This window comes from Wolbachia endosymbiont (group A) of Anoplius nigerrimus (assembly GCF_947251795.1).
Taxonomy (GTDB): domain Bacteria; phylum Pseudomonadota; class Alphaproteobacteria; order Rickettsiales; family Anaplasmataceae; genus Wolbachia.
Genome location: NZ_OX366385.1, coordinates 91,394 through 109,181 on the forward strand (window position 1 = coordinate 91,394; position 17,788 = coordinate 109,181).

A 17,788-nucleotide genomic window follows, 5' to 3' on the forward strand; every position below is an offset into this window, starting at 1 on the left:
TTTATTATATTAACCCAAGCTTTTTACGTGCTTCTATGATTATTGAGTCTACTGTATCTTTTAGATTTTCTGAATTCACCTTATTATCAGCTGAGGAAGAGAGTATGCTGCAAAACTCATAACTTGATAAATCTGCTATGTCCTCTAAAGTCTTAATATCATGTTTACTAAGAGCAATTTTATTGTCTATTGATAAAGTTAAATTGATTACATCATCTTCCATACCCAAACTTTTTAGCTCTTCTATTTTTCTATCATTTTCTGCTTTCAGATACTTGTTTGCTCTATTATGAAGTTCGTTTGCAATATCCTCATTAAAGCCCTCTATTGAAGCAAGCTCTTTAATTGAAGCGTTGGATATATCTTCTACGCTTGAAAAACCTTCTGTTACCAATAGCTGACCCATAATCTCTTCTAAGTTTAAAGCTTCAGCAAATAAAGCTGAACATTGACTAAGTTCTTTACTTCGCCTTTCTGATTCCTGCTGAGTGCTTAATATCTCAATTTTCCATCCAACAAGCTCTGAAGCTAATCTTACATTCTGGCCCTTTTTTCCTATAGCTAAACTCAATTGATCTTCAGCAACTATTAACTCTATGCAATTTTCATTTTCATCAATAATAACCTTCGATACTTCTGCAGGAGTAATGGCTTTAATAACAAATTGACCCAAATCTGAGGAGTAATTTATAACGTCAATTTTTTCACCATTTAATTCGTGTATAATAGTTTTTATTCTATCTCCCTTAACTCCAACACAAGCACCTACTGGATCAATGTTCTTGTCAGGAGAGAAAACAGCAACCTTAGACCTTGAGCCGGCGTCTCTAGCTATACCTTTAATTGTTACTAACCCGTCAGCAATTTCTGGTATTTCTTGATTTAATAATGCCTCTAAAAAGCCTTCATGAGTCCTAGAAAGAATAATTTGACGTCCATCATCAGAGCGCTTAACGGTCTGTATGTAAGTTTTAACCTTATCGCCTTCACGAAATGATTCACCACCGGTCAAATTTCGCAATGGAAGATATGCCCTAGTGCCATTTATGTCTATAATAAGATCTGAATATTCTACCTGTTTAACAATACCATACCTTATTTCTCCCACCTTATCTTTAAATTCCTCATATTGCTTTTTTGACTCTTCATCTTTAATTATTTGAGCAATCTTTTGCTGGGCAATCCTTGCTGAAGCAAGATCGGTGTTAAGAGAGAGCAATTCACTAACAGTATCTCCAACTTTTGCATCTCCTTTTATTAATTTAGCTTGTGTCAGCGTAATTGATTCATACTCAGTATTCTTTTCTCCATCTGATTCGTCATCAATAACTTTTAGTTTTCTGTATGAAGTAACTTTGCCTGTATTTCTATCTATATTAACTACAATTTTACTTTTGCTACCATATTTTTGATAAGCCACTGCTTCTATAGCACTTTCTAGTGCCTTTATTACAACATTAAAATCTAAACCTTTTTGAAGTGAAAGTTCTCCTGCTGTTTTTATTACATCAAGGCTTCCAACTATGTTATTCTTGTTACTTTTCTGCTTAACACTGCTTTTACGATTAGCAATCATAATAAATAAATCCAATGTAATTAGTTATAATTATAGCTTCAACGGGCAAAGAACGCTATCTTAAATGTTAAATGATTGCTAATTTAAGTCAAGTTTTTTCATGTCTTTGTATGACAAGCAACGCAGGAGTAAAGAATAAAGTTAAGACCGTTGCAGCCAATATTCCACTTGCTATGGTTGTTGAAATGTCAACCCACCACTGGCTTGATGGAGCATCATATGTGATTTGTAGCGTAAAAAAATTGATATTTAACCTGGTAATCATCGGTATTAAACCAAGAACTGTGGTTGCAACGGTAAGCAATATTGGCCTAACGCGAGAAATTGCAGCGTTTATTACACATCGCTTGATGTCATTTTTGTGTACCTTAATTTGGTGATGAAAGGCATCAAGCAATAGTATGTTATTATTCACTATAATTCCTGCCAAAGCAATTATCCCCACTCCACACATAACAACTACGAAAACTTGTTGGATAAGAAAGAAAACAAAAAACACACATGTTGTGGATAAAAACACTGCTGTCATTACGATAAATGTATGGTATACATTATTAAACTGTGTCACTAATACCAATATCATTAGTGTAATTGCTAATATAAAAGCCTTTAACAAAAATGTTCCTGATTTTTGTTGATCTTCTTTGTCGCCTTTAAAATCAATTTTTACTCCCTTGTCCCAATCCTGGGCAATAGAATTCTGAATGAACTTTACTCTTTCATTAACAAGATAGCCCATATCCACATCAGCGGAAATTGTCACTGTACGTAATCCATCAATCCTATTTAGTTTGTTTACCTTTTTTTCGGGAGCATATTTTACTATGTTGCTCATAGGATACGGGCCATTAACTGTATTGATAAAAAGATTATCTATAGTCTTCATGTTGCGGTCCCTTCTGGGGAAACGGAGTACAATATCGATTTCTTCATCCGTGTTATTTGGTCTATATTTTCCAATCAACACTCCATTTGTAACCATCTTTATAAAATCGCCAATGGTTGCAACACTTACTCCAGAACTTGTAGCCTTACTCTTATCAACACTCATATTCCACTCTATTTCAGGTGCTGATCTGCTATCTTGAATATTTATAAACCCGGATGAAGGTTGGTCCATAATTTTTAGAATTTTCTCTGCTGCTAAATTCAGATTGGATGCACTTCCGCTGAGGTTAATTTGTATTGGCTTGTCAGCCGACGGTCCTAACTTTTTCTCTTGAACATTAATTATTATTCCTTTCATGTCTTGCACACTGCTTCTTATATCGTTTAATATGTGTTTAGCTTTGCGCCTGAAGCGCCAATCCATAAGTTCTAGTTGAATTCTGGCGATAACGTTGTCTGGAAATGCTCCTGATCTAGCATAAGAAACATGAATTTCTTTTTCAACGCTCAAAATGCGTTCTTCCACTTCTTTGAGTATCAGATCCCGTTCTTTGGCTGATAAGCTTTCTTTTGCTTTAACACTGATTAAAATATTATCTGAATCCACTTTCGGAAAAAACTTCACTCCAGGACCAGAGGTAAAGTACAGCACACTAAATGAAAATAGGACGAATACAGTAGCACATATGAATTTTTTAGGATGATCTAAAACCTTCTCTAGCATGCGTATGTAAGCTCTTATTATAGGCCCAGCATTTTTTATCTCACCACTTTCTATGGCACTCATTTTTTTTATTTCTTTTTTTGAAGTTATCAAAGGCTTGCCAAATATTGCACCAAGTGTTGGTATAAAAACCAAAGCCATAATGAGCGATCCAGTCAAAGTTAGAATTATTGTAATTGGTATGTACTGCATGAATTTACCAACAGTATCAGGCCAGAATAACAGAGGAAAAAACACTGCTAATTTAGTTAACGTCGATGATAGAACCGGATAAAACATATCACGAACTGAAGTGTGAAAGGCTTCTACTTTGTCCATTCCGCAGATCATCTTTCTATCGGCATATTCGCTGATCACAATTGCATCATCAACCAGCATGCCAACAGCCATAATTAAACTGAAGAGCACAACGATATTTAAAGTTATGCCCATAAAGTAAAGAGCTATTATCCCGATGAGAAAGGAACCGGGTATCGAGAGTGCCACAAGAATAGCAATCCTTGTTCCCATAGAAAGCATCATTATGATCAATATTAACAACACAGCAAATATTATGCCGTTTTCCAAGTCATCAAGCACATCGCGGACGTTTTTTGACTGGTCATTTAAGTACACCACTTTTAAATTTTCAGGTAATTGATCTTTTGCCTTATCCATTAAGTATTTTACTTGATTTACTGTGTCTATTATGTTTTTTCCGTTACGTTTTGAAATTTCTAGCACGACACTAGGTAATCCATTAATGCGAGCAAACCCTTGGTGATCCTCAAACCTAGGGTATACTTTTGCTATATCTTTGATTCTTAAAACTGCATCGCCTTGAGATCTAATAGGAATATTCATAATATCTTCTATGTCTTTTAATAACCCTGATATTTTAATCGAATATTTACCGGCCAGTGACCCAGCTCCCACTAGTCTATTATTGCTTGATATAGCTTGGAATATTTCGTTTGATTGAATGTTATATTTTGTTAGAACTGTGGGCTCAATTATAACTTCTACTGTTTCTTTACGTATACCCGCCACTTCAACTTTGAGAACATTTGGCAGAGATTCTATCTTTTTCTTTAGCTTGCGTGCTATTTCAGTTAAGGCTCTTTCTGGCAAATTACCAATTAAGCCGACATTGAGTATCGGAGATAAGCTCAAGTTTGTTTCATTGATTATCGGAGATTCCGCTTCAACAGGTAATTTTGATTTTATGTTTGAAAGCTTTGAACGGACATTATCGAGCACTTCTTTATTATCATACTCTGTTCCAAATTCGAGTATCATGTGAGCACCATCATTAGTTGCAAAAGCTCTCAATTCTCTTACACCTTCGATGGATCTTAGTTCATTTTCTATAGGAAGCACTAATAGCTTTTCACTATCTTGAGCAGAAATCCCAGGAAGTCCAACAAACACGCTGATTATAGGAATCTGTATATCAGGGTTACTTTCCCTTGGCATTTTTACATAAACGTATGAACCGAAGATAAAAATTACTATAAGTAATAATACCACCGCCCTGTTTCGCTCTATGAGTAAGCTCTGCATGTTGAATGTTAACTAAATATGTGCGTTTGTACAATATTATAGTCGAGATACATTGCATATTAATTAATCCTTGTATAGCTTTAAAACTTTACGCAAACAATTAAAATTTTCGCAAAGTTGCAAGTATAAGAAAATTTCTGTATAATAATTCTAGAACAGTATTTGAGAGGTTATTATGGTGGCAATTTTAAATGTAACAAAAGGCAAGAATAAAGTTATTACATCTGGGTTAGCTGGAGCTTTATCAGCTTTAATATTTTTAACAGCAATCCACATTGCCGCAAAGATAGCCATTATCGTTTCTGCTGCTGCAGTTACTTACTTATTACTTTTGCTGATTCATAAAATAAGAACTAAAAAAGAACAGCCTGCTGAAATTACTGGTGTTTCAGAAGATGAAGGGTATAGCAGTGTTGATGAAGGTGAAGAAAAAGATACCGTAGAAGAATCAGAAAAAACTGAAGCTGAGTTAGAAGAAGAAATAATAAGGAAAAGAGCAGAAGAAAAAATGAAAAATGGACTACCTGAACATATGGACCTTGACGGTAACTCACTTGCTGGGGCTGATGATACAAGTCAGACTAGATACGCAACGAACTATATGGATTTAATGCGATCCCCTCCTATGCATATGAATGGATATTACCAGGAAATCACAAAAGTTGCCAGTGCTCCAAAAACTTTTGTCACTAGTGATTCAATGAGAATGCCAGAGCGGCTAACTATGGAAGATATTGTTAACCAACGTGGTTAGAGTTTATATCAAACTCTCCATCTCATATTGAAAATCAGATGCAATGCCATACACTCTATTTGGCGGAGCAATTTTGTTCTCTATACCAAAAACTATACCTTCAATTATTGCTGTGAGTACTTTTTCAAGGTCACAATCTGCTCCGGGAACGCGGTGCTCCAGGCGGCATCTTTTGAAATCGTTGCCAAAATAGGGAATTCTTATCGCAGCAGTTCTGTTATTTATCCCCCAACTAATCGTAGTTGGAGTATGAACATCCGGATACTGAAATCTTAAATATGAATCATCATTTGGAGCAAAAAACAACATATGTTTTTTCATCATTGCGCATAATCCACCAATACTATGAATCAAATAATCACTATACTTTTGCTCATTGATATAAAATAAGTTATCGTTATTTGAATTCACGAGATTAACATGCACATTTAATGCACTGCCTGCTCTATCCAAATAAGGCTTTGCTTTAAAAGAAACATTCCCGCCAAGTTTTTGTGCTACTTCAGTAAGTAATTGTTTTGCTAACTCAAAATGCTTGATTAAATTGTCGGAGTTTGTATAACAACCACTCTTTATCTCATATTGATGTGTAGAATTTTCCTTCTCGCAAGAAAATTCAAGAGATGCTATTTTATTTTTGATGCTATTCAGAAATAAATATTCTTTTTCTATTCCCTCAATATAAAACTCTAGTTCAATACCGAATACAGCATGACAACTCAAATTATTTAATATAATCATAAACTTGCTTCAGTAAATCTATATTAGGTTAGCTATATTTATATGAATACTTTACTTATTTGCCAGTAAATTTAACATCTTATTTATACATAATGTATTACTATTTTTAATAGCATGCTTCTAATCCTCGATACAAGCGACATTTACAAATTTTTCATTTTTTGAAATAAAAATGATCAATTTTAGTGTTTTTATACCCTTTACAACCCATCAAAAAATCACCATAATTTTTAGTATGTATTAAGTAGTATTAGCTTTTCATTTTGCAGCAAGCTATTGATTATCTTATATTTTTCTAATTATTGCTTTTTTCTTGGTGTGGTATATGAACTTAACTAGCCCTAAGGTTTCTACTATGTTTTTTGATCAGATTATTACAGTAACGGATCACAATGTTACTTGGGAAAAAATCCAAAATTGTCTTTATAATCTTTATGGAGAAGCAACATATAACAGCTGGCTGAGTTCGCTAAAATTTGTCAGTAGCAGAAATGGGGAAGTTCTTTTATCTGTGTCAACAAGGTTTATAAAAGAGTGGATTACAGTTCATTACATGAAAAAAATATTATCATTATGGCAAAGCGAAGATAAAAGTATACGTTCTATTGATATTCAAGTAATTGAGGAAAGGAATTCAAATTTTAATGTTATACTAAAAAACAGAGAGGAAAGTAATCATAATCTTGGTTCGCCGCTGGATCCAAGGTTCACCTTTGATAATTTTGTAGTGGGAAAGCCAAATGAATTAGCATTTACAGCGGCAAAGCGTGTGGCAGAATCTATAGATCCAATATTAGGCAGCAATCCTTTGTTTCTATATGGTGGAGTGGGACTTGGTAAAACACATCTAATGCATGCTATAGCTTGGCACATAGTCAATTCCCCATCAGAAAAAAGAAAAGTGGTATATTTATCAGCAGAGAAATTCATGTACCAATATATTACAGCGCTGCGAAGCAAAGATATTATGTTATTTAAAGAGCAATTTAGATCAGTAGATGTATTGATGGTAGATGATGTGCAATTTATCAGTGGTAAAGATAGTACACAAGAAGAATTTTTTCACACTTTCAATGCATTGATAGACCAAAATAAGCAATTGGTTATATCAGCTGATAGGTCTCCTAGTGATCTTGATGGAGTGGAAGAAAGAATAAGATCACGACTCGGTTGGGGGTTGGTGGCAGATATTAATGAAACAACTTTTGAATTAAGGCTTGGTATATTGCAGGCAAAAGTGGAGCAGATGAATATGTATGTTCCGAAAGATGTCCTAGAATTTTTAGCAAGGAATATAAAATCTAATATAAGAGAATTAGAAGGAGCATTAAATAAGGTTACCCATACCTCATTAATTGGAAGAAGTATGACGGTAGAATCAGCTAGTGAAACCCTAATCGATCTTCTTAGGTCAAATCATAGGTCAATCACAATAGAAGAAATACAAAAGAAAGTAGCTGAATTTTTCAATATAAAGGTTGCAGATATGCAATCCAATAGAAGACTTCGCAGTCTTGCAAGGCCAAGACAAATAGCTATGTATTTTGCCAAAAAATTTACGCAAAAAAGCCTACCAGATATTGGGAGAAACTTTGGTGGCAGAGACCATGCTACCGTTATACATGCAGTAAAACAAGTAGAAAATTTTATAAAGACCGACTCAAAATTTGCTGATGAAATCAATCGATTAAAAAAAATGTTTAAGTAGCGTTTTTAAAATAGCTAATAACAAGTCCTAAAATGAATCGACTATAGTTTTAATTCGTTTAAGTTTAAAATCTTCTGTTAGCTTCGCAGAATACATTTCCTTATTGTGTTGATTATAGAAGGTAAATTTGTAATCATCTAAGTTTAGTATTGCAAAGCCAAAACCGAAAAAGTTTCTAACCCCGTGTGCTAAGTAGTTTCTACCATTTGAATAGTCAAATTCTACATTTTGATAAACAGGCTCTTGATCTTGAGCGTGTAATAATGCACCACCGTTTCCAACTATAATCTGGTCTGGAACATTATCCATTAATAAAATCTGGGCTATATGAATGTGGCCAGAAACTATGGTAGTGACATTGCTTGGAAATTTATCTCCAAAAGCTTCAATTTGTGTAAGATTACCATGGCTTTTTAATGTCAAAAATTCTTTTTTTGGAGATCTCCAAAGCGGTTTATGAGTTAAAAACCACGTGGGCTTATCTTGTATCAATTTATCAAATTGCCTTTCAAAAGCATCAATTGTGCTTTGGGTTGTAAAAATATCCTTACCGGATGAAGAGTCGAAGATAAAAAATTTCATCGGTCCAGCATCTAAGGACCAACTAGAAACGAAGTTTCCACATTTTTCAGACGAAAAGGGGTATGAATCTAGATACCTGAACCATCCTTCATAAGCTCTATCACAACTCTCATGGTTTCCACGAACAAAAAGGAAAGGGGATTGTAATGAAATATCCTTTGCAGGCTCAAACCAATCAGCGTACCAAACTTCTTTATTATATCCATAAATATCGCCACACTTTTTTGTATTTCTACATTTTGTTTGTCTATAATGATAATCACCAACATGGATAATTAAATCTGGTTTATGAAGGGCGATTGAATCTAAATTTTTTTTTAAAGGCCAGCTATCTACCGAATTACATTCCTGCTGAAATAACATATTTATTCTACAACCCGTATCACCAATAAAAGCGATTTTATTAACCTTTTCTGGTAATATAGGAACTCGTAGATCCTCAATACTAATGTTTTTGGCACTTGTTTGTACTGTCAGTTCACAAACTGTTTCGTTATGATCACCATTGTTAATTGAGCTGCGATTCAGCATTTCTATTTCCTCGCCATCGACATAAACAATGGGACACATGTCATTGTCTGTAATTGCACGTATGCTTAATTTATTTTCTGGGATAACTTGAGACCATGTGTATAATATCTGTGCATGGACGAAATGAAAGCTAGTTATAAGAGAGAGAGCTAAAAAAATAAAGATATTAGCTACATTCATTTGTATAAAAACCTAAGTTAAAAATTAGTAGTAAGGTTGTCTTAAATGATTAAAATTTATAATCACAAAATTCATAATCAAATTATACAAGCAATTTCCAAATTATTCTAGTATCAGATTGACACTCTAGATGAAAAATTCTAAAATGATTAAATAATTTAAAATAATTATATAAAAACTAGAATATAGTGCGGCCGTGGTGGAATTGGTAGACACGCAGCGTTGAGGTCGCTGTGGCTCATAAGGCCTTGGAAGTTCAAGTCTTCTCGGCCGCACCAGTTTTTTCATAGCTGCTTAATATGGGTAAAAATGTTTATAGGAAATCAGAGTAGCAATAAGGTAGAAAGAGCTATCAGCGAAGTCAGGCGCGGCCGGCCAATTGTAATATATGATAAAAGTAATTACCTATTGTTCGCTGCTGCTGAGGCTTTAGAAAGAGATTTATTTAATCAATACAAGCTTATATCAAGTAATGTATATGTTACTTTAACTTCAAGTAAGGTAAAATACATATCTCAGAATAAAGAACATAACAGCAAACGTCTGTTGGTGAATAATTTTGATGAACTGCTCCATTTAATAAACTGTTCAAAGGAAGATTGCATAAAAGAGTTGCAATGCTCAAAGACAATAGATGAATGTGCTATTGCCTTGCTTAAGTTCTCAGAATTATTGCCATACGCGTTAGTGGCTGATATGACTTTTGAGAATAATCATGAAATGCGAAATTGGTGCGAGAAAAATGACGTTATTGCACTGGACACGTCATTCATAAATAATTTTCAAGAAAATCAGGATGTATATGAAGTGTGCAAAACATCATTATTTTTAAAACAGACTCAAGAAGTAAATATCATATCTTATAGAACCGAAAGTGGTGGAAGAGAACATCATGCAATTATCATTGGCAATCCAGATAAAGATGGCGAACCATTAGTAAGAATTCATTCTTCGTGCTATACGGGTGACTTGTTAGATAGCTTATCATGCGATTGCAGAAGTCAGTTACATCAAGCAATTCAAATGATAGCTGACTCTGGAAGTGGTATTATATTGTATTTGATGCAAGATGGAAGAGGCATTGGTTTAACTAATAAGTTAAGAGCGTACGGTGTGCAAAGAGGACATAATCTTGATACTGTTGATGCAAACAGAATATTAGGTTTTGAAGATGATGAAAGGAGTTTTGCTGTTGCAGCTAAAATGCTTAAGAAATTGAACATTAACAAAATCCAATTACTTACAAACAATAATAGGAAATTGTCAGAATTGGAAAGTAGTGGTATAGGAGTTACAAAGTGTCTACCACTTATTGTGGAACGTAATAAATATAACGATTCGTATATGGAGACAAAGTTTGGTAAGCTAGGCCATAAGTTAAGAGTTTTTTAGCTTTTTTGTTGTAACTACTTTGTTAATTTGCTATGTTTATTAACATAAGTTAAGATTTTTAGGAATACTAAAATGCTAAGATTTTTTAAGCGAGAAAAAAATACTGAATCCTTAGATAAGGATATAAATTGGAATTCAGACCGCTACAGCACAGTTATTGCTCAAAGAAATATTCTACTTTTATTTGCATTAATATTATTAGCAACGATCTCTATCAGCATATTAGTCATATTTAAAATTAGCACAAGTAGCACTATTGAGCCATTTGTTATAGAAATTGACAAGAAATCAGGAATAGTGCAATTGGTTGATCCTGTCACAGTAAAAGAGTATTCTGCAGATGAAGCGCTAAACGATTATTTTATTTCAGAGTATATAAAAGCAAGGGAGGTTTTTGATCCATATCATTATAATTATAACTATTATACAAAGGTGAGGTTGTTTTCCTCACCTAATGTGTATAATGAATTTAGAAATTATATAGGATCGCAGAATATGGATGATCTTTTTAATTTATATTCAGATACCAAAAGTGAATTTAAAATTCGCTCAATTCAAAAATTGGGTAACGATGCTCTTCAGGTGAGGTTTTTTGTGGAATTTATACGGAAAGATGGAAGTTCCACAAGAAAAAATAAGATAGTTATTATGTCATATAGATATGCATCGCTTGAAATGGATGATCAGCAAAGATATATTAACCCATTAGGATTTCAAGTTATTTCATATAGAGTAGATGATGAATATGTATAGGATATTATTAGTTTTAGCTTTACTTGTAAGTGGCAATTTAAACGCATCCATTAATTATAATGAGCCTATTTCTGTAGATAGTAGAATAAAGACTTTTGTGTATAGCCCTAATGAAGTATTTACGGTGGTTTTTAGTCAGGGTTACTATTCTTACATTGAATTTGCGGAAGGAGAAAAAGTTAAAAATATCGCTGTTGGTGATGCATCAAGTTGGAAAATTAATCCTTATGACAATAAATTGCTTATCATGCCATTTGAAGTTAGTAGTCGCACTAACATGATTATTACAACAACTAAAAAAAGAAATTACATTTTTGATTTAATCTCAAGGCCAAACTACGATAAATACCCAGACACTGATGCTAAGAAAGTGGGTCACGATTATTCTGCTGAAAAGGATATATCTTACGTAGTACGTTTTTATTATCCTCAAGAAGAAGGTGAATTTGATGTTGATTTAGATGAGGTTTCTTTACCTACTCAAATGCAATATACTACAGACAAGCCAGAAAAAATAATACAAGAAAATGATACGAAGTACAATTATACATATATTGATGAAGGTGGTAATGCAGATATAGTTCCGATTGAGCTATTTGATGATGGTTATTTAACCTACTTAAAATTTAGAAATAATAATAAAATACCTCAGATTTTTGTAGAAGAGGAGGATAAACCTTGTAAAAGGCTGTTATTTGATGATTATGTTATAATAAAAGGAGTACATAAAAAGCTATTTATGCGTTATGAAGATGGTGAAGTTGAAATTATAAATAGGTCGCTTTAGCTGTGGTATATGCAATATGAATAAAGAAAGGCGTAACAATTCAGAAGATGAATCAGAAATAGAGAACAAGGTAGTAACAGTTGGCTCTAATCAAGGTCATAGGGCATTGATGGTCATTATTTTAGTGCTTCTGGTTGGTGGAGTGTATTATCTCTATTTTAGTCCTTCTCATAAAGAGGGTTCAGAAGTTATTAAAAAAGAGGAAACAAAGCAAAACGTTCAAGAATTGAAAGGAAAGTTGGAACAAGTTCCAGATAATGTAATGGTTCCTGAAAGAATAATAACTGATCCCTTACCACCCTTACCTCCTCTTCCTATACCACCAATCATACCAGAAATAAAACAAATTAGAAAAGAAGAAGAGAAACCAAAAGAAACTCCTGTGTCAAATATACCTATTTTGCCAAAGCAAAATTTTCCTTCTAGTAATGTTATGGGCAATTTACCTACCTCGTTTCCTACAATAGGGGGTGGCGGTTATCCTAGAGACAGACGTAGTGCACAAATGTTAACAATTTCAAGTGATGGTGGAGAGAATAAGGCTGCTGATGCTATTTTATCTGACACTTCAGCACAATCGAGCAAAGCTACCAGAGTAGGAAAGCTTGGTTTAATGGTTACTCAAGGTAAAATTATTGATGCCGTTCTTGAAACTGCAATAAACTCTGATCTGCAAGGAATGCTGCGTGCTATGGTGAGTAGAGATGTTTATGCAGAAACTGGTGATACAGTTTTAATACCTAAAGGCTCAAGATTGATAGGCAGTTATTCATTTGACTCGAATGTCGCAAGAGCTCGTGTAAATATAAATTGGAACAGAGTGATTCTGCCACATGGAATAGATATTGCTATCTCATCACTTGGTACGGATGAACTTGGCAGAGCAGGAATAGCTGGAGTAGTTGATAACAAAATAGTAAGTGCGTTATTCTCTTCAGTGGCACTTGCTGGTGTTTCAATTGGTTCAGCTGTTGTAGGTCAAAAGGCTTCTAATCTTATTGATACGCTAACTGCTATGGATGCGGTGAGATCCATCACTGCAACTGAAATAGATATTTCTTCTCTCAAAGGGGCTATTGTTGAGAGATTGGAGGATGCTATAAAAACTGAAGTTGGGAAGGTAGGAGACGAAAAATGGAAATTGGGTCTTAGGGCTATTGAAAAAATTCGGAATGCTAAAAGTGATCAGGATTTACTGAGAATAATAAAGGAAGAAATAGTAAGTGTGATAAAAAGTTCTGGAGCTAGTGGAGTTGATGCAATTACTAGTGACGATATCGGTATAACTTTAGACGATGTACGTCAACTGTTGAGGCAAACTCAGAAAAGAAGCAAATCTGTTTATGATGAAGCAATCGGGAAATCAATCGAGGATTTTTCTAAAGACATGCGAGATATAGTGGGCAGATATACAGATAAAAAACCAACTATTTATGTCGATCAAGGCACTGCATTGAAAGTATTTGTTAACCAAGATATAGTATTTCCTCCACAGGCAATATTAAATCAATGAAATGAACTATGCTGCACTTGATACATATTTGGAGCCATTACAAGGCATATTTCAAGAAGAAGGCGTAAATGAAATATCAATAAATAAGCCAAAGGAAGTATGGATTGAAAATCGCGGTGAAATAAGGTGTGAAAAATTAGAAGTATTCGATCTTAACCATTTGAAATCTCTTGGCAGACTGATTGCTCAAGCTACAGAACAAAAACTTAGCGAAGAAGCGCCGTTACTTTCGGCAACATTACCAAATGGTTATCGTATACAGATAGTATTTCCACCAGCATGTGAACCTGATAAAGTAGTCATGTCGATTCGTAAGCCTTCTAGCATGCAATTAGCACTCGATGATTACGAAAAAATGGGGGCTTTTTCTGAAACTGTTACAGAAGCAACTGATAATCCAGTTGACCGTCATTTGGATTTACTGTTAAGGCAAAAAAAAATAAAAGAGTTTTTAGAATACGCTGTAATAAGTAAGAAAAATATTATAATTAGCGGTGGAACTTCCACTGGTAAGACTACTTTTACTAATGCTACTTTGCGTGCTATTCCAGCTGAGGAAAGAATTATTACTGTTGAGGATGCAAGGGAAATCGTTTTGAACGATCATCCCAATAAAGTCCATCTAATTGCCTCCAAAGGAGGGCAGGGCAGAGCAAAAGTAACCACTCAAGATTTGATAGAAGCGTGCTTACGTTTAAGGCCAGACAGAATAATAGTTGGTGAGCTCCGTGGAGCGGAAGCTTTTAGTTTTCTTAGGGCGATAAATACTGGTCACCCTGGATCAATATCAACCCTTCATGCGGATAGTCCAACAATGGCCCTTGAGCAAATAAAATTGATGGTTATGCAGGCAAATCTTGGCATTCCTCCAGACCAAATTATACCATACATTAGAAATGTGATTGATATTGTTATTCAGCTAAAAAGAACCGGTGGGGGCAAAAGAAGCATTTCTGAAATATTATTTACTAGATCTTCGAATGAAAATACTTAAATTTATACATGATAAGAAAAAGTAGTTTATGAGTAATGGAAATCACCTACGCAACATTTTGATAGGGGGTGTTGTAGTTTTTAGCGTACTAGAGTTTTGCTTCTTTTTATCGGGTATATTGTTCTTTCTACTGGTTGATGGTCCAGATGGTGTGGATTTTAAGGCAATTAATCCTAGTTTGACGCCTTTCCCTCAAGCTCTTTGGCCAACAATTTTTGATCATATACAATATTGTTGGCACCACCCAGAGTTATATAGCCTTGAGCTCAAAATCACATTAATTATATCTTCTGCACTGCCTATTGTTGTTTTAATGATTATCTTATGGAATTTAAGAGAAAGGATAATTGAGTGGCGACCATTTAAAAAGAAAGAATCACTTCATGGAGACTCGCAGTGGGCATCAGAGAAAGACATACGAAAAGCAGGATTAAGAAGCAAAAAGGGGTTATTGCTTGGTAAAGATAAAAGAGGATACTTTATTGCTGATGGGTTTCAGCATGCATTGTTATTTGCACCTACAGGTTCTGGTAAGGGTGTTGGCTTTGTAATTCCTAATTTATTATTTTGGACTGACTCGGTAATTGTACACGACATAAAATTAGAAAACTATGAAATAACAAGTGGTTGGCGAGAACGACAAGGACAAGAAGTATACGTATGGAATCCAGCGCAGCCAGATGGAATAAGTCACTGTTACAATCCATTACAATGGATTAGTAAAAAACCTGGGCAGATGGTTGACGATGTGCAAAAAATAGCTAACCTAATCATGCCTGAACAAGACTTTTGGCAAAATGAAGCGAGAAGCTTATTTGTTGGAGTGGTATTATACTTACTTGCTGCACCAGAGAAAGTTAAATCTTTTGGTGAAGTTGTGCGTACGATGCGTAGTGATGACGTAGTTTATAATCTTGCTGTTGCTCTTGATACAATGGGTAAAATACTACACCCTGTAGCATATATGAATATTGCAGCTTTTTTACAAAAAGCTGATAAAGAAAGATCGGGTGTTGTATCAACTATGAACTCATCGCTTGAATTGTGGGCAAACCCATTGATTGATACTGCAACTGCGTCAAGTGATTTTAATATTTTAGATTTTAAAAAGGAGAAAACTACAGTTTATGTTGGTTTAACTCCTGACAACTTGACTAGGCTCAGGCCTTTAATGCAGGTTTTTTACCAACAGGCAACTGAGTTTTTATGTAGGAAATTGCCATCGGATGACGAGCCTTATGGCGTATTGTTTTTAATGGATGAGTTTCCTACACTTGGAAAAATGGAGCAATTTCAAACAGGTATTGCATATTTTCGTGGTTATCGAGTTAGGTTATTCTTAATTGTTCAAGATACTGAGCAGCTCAAAGGAATATACGAAGAAGCAGGAATGAACTCCTTTTTGTCAAACTCGACTTACAGAATAACTTTTGCAGCCAATAATATTGAAACAGCTAATTTAATATCGCAACTTATAGGAAACAAAACTGTACAACAAGAATCGTTGAATAAGCCTAAATTTTTAGATTTAAATCCTGCTTCAAGGTCGTTGCATATCTCTGAAACACAGAGGGCATTGCTATTGCCTCAAGAAGTTATTATGTTGCCACGTGACGATCAGATAATTTTAATAGAGTCAACTTACCCAATTAAATCAAAGAAAATTTTGTACTATAGTGATAGCACCTTCACAAAAAGACTGCTCAAGCAAACTCGTGTGCCTACACAAGAACCATATGACCCAAACAAAGTTCTTTCTGCCGTTGCGAGCAAAGATAAGGTTAATAACGAGGGGAATAATGCTCTTGAGGGACCTAATTCAGTTGATTATCCTGCTGAAACTAAAACAGAAGATGCAGTGTATGATGAATCAGATGAATTTGCAGGCGAAGATATCGATGATAAGTTTGAAGACGATGATGACGGGTTTGATGATGAGGAAAGGAGCGATGATGGGTTTGATGACGAAGAAGAGGAGGATGAATTTGAAGATGAGGATATTGACGATAAATTGAAAAATGATGATAAAGCCGAAGATAAAGGTTGACTTCGCCTATTTTTTAGCTTAGAAAAGTGCAAAATAATTAGGTTTTTCATATTAAACCATTTTTAATTAATTAGTATTAGATTGGCTATTTTAACTAGGGGAGTAGTAATGATTAGTAAAAAAACATTAGCAGTTACAGCACTTGCTTTGTTGTTGTCACAACAATCTTTTGCAAGTGAAACAGAAGGATTTTACTTTGGTAGTGGGTATTACGGTCAGTTTTATAACGGCACGGGTGAACTGAAAGCGAAAATTGGAAATACTGATGCTAAAGGTGATAACCGTGTATCTATAAATGACATGAGTGCTATGAGTACAAAAGGTCAGTTACTAAGTAAGTATAAAGGAGATTATAATCCACCTTTTGCTGCAAATGTGGCATTTGGTTACACAGGAAAATTGGGTAACAACAGCTATAGAGCTGAATTGGAAGGGATGTATTCTTCCGTAAAAGTAGATAATATTGGTTTAATGAGCAATCAAATGACTGTTTCATACCTAAAGAAGATTGGTAGTGGTAAAGATGAAAAAACTTATATGTATAAAACCGTAGTTAATCATGACCAAGTAGAAAACGCATCTGTGATGGCAAACGTTTATCATCACTGGAAAAGTGACAGTTTCTCTTTTTCTCCTTACGTTGGAGTTGGAGTTGGTGCAACAAGAGTGACGATGTTTGAAAAAGCGTCAATAAGACTTGCAGGTCAATTGAAAGCTGGCTTTGATTATCGCATAAATGAAGATGTAAATATGCATATTGGGTATAGAGGTTTTGGTGTTCTTGGTGAAGGCCTGACATTTGAAGCAGAAGTGTTAGGAGAAATGCAAAAACAACAAAACCCAGGTGAAAAAGAGACATTAAAACTTAATGAAAGTGAAAAACCATCGGATCAGAAATTACACAAAGAAAATATAAGTATAGGTAATCGACTGTTTCACACACACGGCATAGAGGCTGGTGTTACTTTCCACTTTGCCAGCAAAGCTTAAACATGTTGCCCTTTAAAAAATGCATAAAACCGTTCCTGTCATCCTATGGCTTGACCCATAGTAAATATAGATCCCAGTGTCACGCA

13 protein-coding genes and 1 tRNA gene are annotated in these 17,788 nt (G+C 34.5%); 10 read left to right on the forward strand and 4 right to left on the reverse strand.

Annotated elements, in window-relative coordinates; genetic code table 11:
- Positions 1 to 4: 4 nt before the first annotated feature.
- Positions 5 to 1,576, reverse strand: a complete 1,572-nt coding sequence (gene nusA / locus OPR26_RS00535; protein WP_265015929.1) for a transcription termination factor NusA — start codon at positions 1,574 to 1,576, stop codon at positions 5 to 7.
- An 88-nt stretch (positions 1,577 to 1,664) separates the two neighbouring features.
- Positions 1,665 to 4,730: an efflux RND transporter permease subunit gene (locus tag OPR26_RS00540; RefSeq protein WP_265015930.1), complete on the reverse strand. Its 3,066-nt coding sequence runs from the start codon at positions 4,728 to 4,730 to the stop codon at positions 1,665 to 1,667.
- Between the two features lie 175 nt (positions 4,731 to 4,905).
- Here OPR26_RS00540 and OPR26_RS00545 point away from each other — a divergent pair, with 175 nt between their 5' ends.
- The gene (locus tag OPR26_RS00545) at positions 4,906 to 5,484 is read left to right on the forward strand and encodes a hypothetical protein (RefSeq protein ID WP_265015931.1); all 579 of its coding nucleotides are present in this window, start codon (positions 4,906 to 4,908) and stop codon (positions 5,482 to 5,484) included.
- Between the two features lie 3 nt (positions 5,485 to 5,487).
- On the opposite strand, the gene OPR26_RS00550 is transcribed toward OPR26_RS00545, so the two are convergent.
- A complete protein-coding gene (locus OPR26_RS00550; protein ID WP_265015932.1) occupies positions 5,488 to 6,225 on the reverse strand; it encodes a type I glutamate--ammonia ligase in 738 nt (245 codons plus the stop codon).
- 325 nt (positions 6,226 to 6,550) lie between these two features.
- On the opposite strand from OPR26_RS00550, the gene dnaA reads away from it, so the two are divergent.
- Positions 6,551 to 7,933, forward strand: a complete 1,383-nt coding sequence (gene dnaA, locus OPR26_RS00555) for a chromosomal replication initiator protein DnaA (RefSeq protein WP_253309363.1) — start codon at positions 6,551 to 6,553, stop codon at positions 7,931 to 7,933.
- A gap of 27 nt (positions 7,934 to 7,960) precedes the next feature.
- Here the strand turns inward: dnaA and OPR26_RS00560 are convergent, their stop codons facing one another.
- Positions 7,961 to 9,226 carry a metallophosphoesterase family protein gene (locus tag OPR26_RS00560; RefSeq protein WP_265015933.1) on the reverse strand — a complete coding sequence of 422 codons (1,266 nt, stop codon included), beginning with the start codon at positions 9,224 to 9,226 and terminating at the stop codon, positions 7,961 to 7,963.
- Between the two features lie 190 nt (positions 9,227 to 9,416).
- Here OPR26_RS00560 and OPR26_RS00565 point away from each other — a divergent pair.
- The 8 genes from OPR26_RS00565 to OPR26_RS00600 all read left to right on the forward strand — a co-directional run bounded on the left by OPR26_RS00565 (position 9,417) and on the right by OPR26_RS00600 (position 17,702).
- Positions 9,417 to 9,504 (forward strand) — tRNA-Leu (locus OPR26_RS00565).
- A gap of 31 nt (positions 9,505 to 9,535) precedes the next feature.
- Positions 9,536 to 10,618, forward strand: coding sequence for a GTP cyclohydrolase II (locus OPR26_RS00570; RefSeq protein ID WP_265015934.1), 1,083 nt, complete (start codon positions 9,536 to 9,538; stop codon positions 10,616 to 10,618).
- A 72-nt stretch (positions 10,619 to 10,690) separates the two neighbouring features.
- Positions 10,691 to 11,371, forward strand: coding sequence for a VirB8 family type IV secretion system protein (locus tag OPR26_RS00575; RefSeq protein ID WP_253302145.1), 681 nt, complete (start codon positions 10,691 to 10,693; stop codon positions 11,369 to 11,371).
- Entirely contained in the window at positions 11,358 to 12,158 is an 801-nt protein-coding gene (gene virB9, locus OPR26_RS00580) for a P-type conjugative transfer protein VirB9 (protein ID WP_250295789.1), read from the forward strand. The genes OPR26_RS00575 and virB9 overlap by 14 nt, the downstream gene beginning before the upstream one ends.
- Before the next feature lie 16 nt (positions 12,159 to 12,174).
- Positions 12,175 to 13,671 (forward strand): TraB/TrbI/VirB10 family type IV secretion system protein, encoded by a 1,497-nt coding sequence (locus OPR26_RS00585; protein ID WP_265015935.1) that lies wholly within the window; start codon positions 12,175 to 12,177, stop codon positions 13,669 to 13,671.
- A gap of 1 nt (position 13,672) precedes the next feature.
- The gene (virB11, locus tag OPR26_RS00590; protein ID WP_253302143.1) at positions 13,673 to 14,665 is read left to right on the forward strand and encodes a P-type DNA transfer ATPase VirB11; all 993 of its coding nucleotides are present in this window, start codon (positions 13,673 to 13,675) and stop codon (positions 14,663 to 14,665) included.
- A 28-nt stretch (positions 14,666 to 14,693) separates the two neighbouring features.
- Positions 14,694 to 16,712 carry a type IV secretory system conjugative DNA transfer family protein gene (locus OPR26_RS00595; protein ID WP_265015936.1) on the forward strand — a complete coding sequence of 673 codons (2,019 nt, stop codon included), beginning with the start codon at positions 14,694 to 14,696 and terminating at the stop codon, positions 16,710 to 16,712.
- Positions 16,713 to 16,820: 108 nt separating this feature from the next.
- Entirely contained in the window at positions 16,821 to 17,702 is an 882-nt protein-coding gene (locus OPR26_RS00600; RefSeq protein WP_265015937.1) for a P44/Msp2 family outer membrane protein, read from the forward strand.
- Positions 17,703 to 17,788 lie beyond the last annotated feature (86 nt).

Coding starts and splice junctions, on each gene's coding strand:
- OPR26_RS00600 (WP_265015937.1), top strand. CDS start 16,821: ATGATTAGTAAAAAAACATTAGCAGTTACAGCACTTGCTTTGTTGTTG.
- OPR26_RS00595 (WP_265015936.1), top strand. CDS start 14,694: ATGAGTAATGGAAATCACCTACGCAACATTTTGATAGGGGGTGTTGTA.
- nusA (WP_265015929.1), bottom strand. CDS start 1,576: ATGATTGCTAATCGTAAAAGCAGTGTTAAGCAGAAAAGTAACAAGAAT.
- OPR26_RS00540 (WP_265015930.1), bottom strand. CDS start 4,730: ATGCAGAGCTTACTCATAGAGCGAAACAGGGCGGTGGTATTATTACTT.
- OPR26_RS00570 (WP_265015934.1), top strand. CDS start 9,536: ATGTTTATAGGAAATCAGAGTAGCAATAAGGTAGAAAGAGCTATCAGC.
- virB11 (WP_253302143.1), top strand. CDS start 13,673: ATGAACTATGCTGCACTTGATACATATTTGGAGCCATTACAAGGCATA.
- OPR26_RS00560 (WP_265015933.1), bottom strand. CDS start 9,226: ATGAATGTAGCTAATATCTTTATTTTTTTAGCTCTCTCTCTTATAACT.
- OPR26_RS00550 (WP_265015932.1), bottom strand. CDS start 6,225: ATGATTATATTAAATAATTTGAGTTGTCATGCTGTATTCGGTATTGAA.
- dnaA (WP_253309363.1), top strand. CDS start 6,551: ATGAACTTAACTAGCCCTAAGGTTTCTACTATGTTTTTTGATCAGATT.
- OPR26_RS00575 (WP_253302145.1), top strand. CDS start 10,691: ATGCTAAGATTTTTTAAGCGAGAAAAAAATACTGAATCCTTAGATAAG.
- virB9 (WP_250295789.1), top strand. CDS start 11,358: ATGAATATGTATAGGATATTATTAGTTTTAGCTTTACTTGTAAGTGGC.
- OPR26_RS00545 (WP_265015931.1), top strand. CDS start 4,906: ATGGTGGCAATTTTAAATGTAACAAAAGGCAAGAATAAAGTTATTACA.
- OPR26_RS00585 (WP_265015935.1), top strand. CDS start 12,175: ATGAATAAAGAAAGGCGTAACAATTCAGAAGATGAATCAGAAATAGAG.